3 protein-coding genes are annotated in these 1881 nt (G+C 64.9%); 1 reads left to right on the forward strand and 2 read right to left on the reverse strand.

All coding sequences use genetic code 11. From position 1 onward, the window contains the following. Nucleotides 1-84 precede the first annotated feature (84 nt). Both QMX83_RS21315 and QMX83_RS21320 read right to left on the reverse strand, forming a co-directional pair. On the reverse strand, nucleotides 85-516 hold the full coding sequence (locus tag QMX83_RS21315) for a barstar family protein (RefSeq protein ID WP_282298621.1): 432 nt from the start codon (nucleotides 514-516) through the stop codon (nucleotides 85-87). After that, the gene (locus tag QMX83_RS21320; RefSeq protein ID WP_282298622.1) at nucleotides 513-965 is read right to left on the reverse strand and encodes a ribonuclease domain-containing protein; all 453 of its coding nucleotides are present in this window, start codon (nucleotides 963-965) and stop codon (nucleotides 513-515) included. Before QMX83_RS21320 ends, QMX83_RS21315 begins: the two co-directional genes overlap by 4 nt. A 190-nt stretch (nucleotides 966-1155) precedes the next feature. On the opposite strand from QMX83_RS21320, the gene QMX83_RS21325 reads away from it, so the two are divergent. Further along, nucleotides 1156-1767 (forward strand): superoxide dismutase, encoded by a 612-nt coding sequence (locus tag QMX83_RS21325; protein ID WP_125359304.1) that lies wholly within the window; start codon nucleotides 1156-1158, stop codon nucleotides 1765-1767. Nucleotides 1768-1881 lie beyond the last annotated feature (114 nt).

Consider the following 1881-nt stretch of genomic DNA (forward strand, 5'->3'; position numbering starts at 1 on the left):
GCCGTTGGCCGGCCCACGCGACGCATCCGAAGACCATGAGGGCCGGCCAACGGCCGGCGCTACCGAACTCCGGTTGAAATTGCCTCACCCTTCCGCGGGGACGTCCTTCAACGCGACGAACGCCCAGAACGGAACATCGTCCTGTGCCCAGCTCTGGCTGGCCTCGTCCAGCACCTCCAGCAGGGTCTCGAAGTCCGCGGCAGCGCCATCACGCAGCGCATCAGCATCGCTCAAAAACAACGCATAACCACCGGCCGACTTCAGCCACGCGAGGTCACGCAGGTTGTCGGACAAGGCATCCCAATTGCCGCCAAAGCCCTGCGGGAAATCCAGCTGAGCGGCAAGACGGGCGAGCAGGGTGCGCTTGTCGGCGCAGCCTGCCAGGTCCACGCGTAACACCTTCAGTCCGGCATCCCGCATGGCGGCCGACAGCGGACCGACATCGTCGTTGCCAATGGCGTACACGCCGGCGTTGTTGAGGTCATGCAACCCCAGGTCGAATGGATCATGGGTCATTGCCAGCTCCCGGCCGGGGGGACGTCAAAACTGCGGAAGGTTTCATAGTGGTCGTCGGTGTAGAACCAGCCGGTGGGCGGATTGCCTCCGGTGACGATGCGGCGCGCGCCCCGATTGGGGGCACCGGGTGTTTCCACGGTGAATTCGCGGTAGTAGCCACGGGGGCGCTCGGGCAGGCGCTGCTCGCGGTTGCCGAACACGCTGCCGTCCTGGCGGTGAGGGTAGGGGCCGCCGCGCTGGATCAGGGCGATGGTCTGGCGCGCTTCCGGGGGCAGGAACGGTGGCAACGGGTCGTTGCCGCGCGTGGGGGCCGGCGATGCGCTGGGGGCAGTGTCCCCGGTCAGCGAGGGGGCGAACTGTGGCGGCGGCGGACGCTGTGATTCCTTGATGGCGAACAGGCCGCCGATCAGCAGCACAATGGCGACCAGCAGCAGAAGTGGCTTGCGCATGGAGAGGAACGGAAGGGGAACCTGCACTAATGTACCGCGCGATGTGAGCGCATCCTCACCACTGCGTAACAAGCGCACCACCTGGAACTCAGATTTGTTTACGCAGGCCTTGGTAAGCTGGGTGACCATCCCCATCATCGACACGCAACGCCCGGGACCCACCGGGTGAGTGAGCTACCAGGAGAACCACATGGCCTACACCCTCCCCAAGCTGTCCTACGCCTACGACGCGCTTGAGCCGCATATCGACGCGGCCACGATGGAAATCCATCACACCAAGCACCACCAGACCTACATCAACAACGTCAATGCGGCGCTGGAAGGCACCGAGTACGCTGACCTGCCAGTGGAAGAGCTGGTCAAGAAGACCAAGTCGCTGCCGGAAAACCTGCAGGGCGTGGTGCGCAACAACGGTGGCGGTCACGCCAACCACACCCTGTTCTGGACCGTGATGGCTCCGAACGCCGGCGGCAACCCGGTCGGTGACGTGGCCAAGGCCATCGACGCCCAGCTGGGTGGTTTCGAGAAGTTCAAGGAAGCCTTCACCAAGGCCGCTCTGACCCGCTTCGGCAGCGGCTGGGCGTGGCTGAGCGTCACCCCGGACAAGAAGGTCGTGGTGGAAAGCAGCGCCAACCAGGACAGCCCGCTGATGGACGGCAACACCCCGATCCTGGCGCTGGACGTGTGGGAACACGCCTACTACCTGAAGTACCAGAACCGTCGCCCGGAATACATCGGCGCGTTCTTCAACGTGGTGGACTGGAACGAAGTGGAGCGCCGCTACCAGGAAGCGATCGCCTGATCGTACGGTACGCGTGACGCCAGACGGCCGGGCATTGCCCGGCCGTTTTCGTTGTGCGGCACGTAAGTGTTCCGGTAGCGCCGGCCGTTGGCCGGCCCTCGGGATCGCCTGGGC

It is taken from the genome of Stenotrophomonas sp. PS02289 (assembly GCF_029960115.1).
GTDB lineage: Bacteria > Pseudomonadota > Gammaproteobacteria > Xanthomonadales > Xanthomonadaceae > Stenotrophomonas.

What these genes read in the sequence shown, in the direction of transcription:
- QMX83_RS21315 (WP_282298621.1), bottom strand. Translation starts at nt 516, where the DNA reads ATGACCCATGATCCATTCGACCTGGGGTTGCATGACCTCAACAACGCC.
- QMX83_RS21320 (WP_282298622.1), bottom strand. Translation starts at nt 965, where the DNA reads ATGCGCAAGCCACTTCTGCTGCTGGTCGCCATTGTGCTGCTGATCGGC.
- QMX83_RS21325 (WP_125359304.1), top strand. Translation starts at nt 1,156, where the DNA reads ATGGCCTACACCCTCCCCAAGCTGTCCTACGCCTACGACGCGCTTGAG.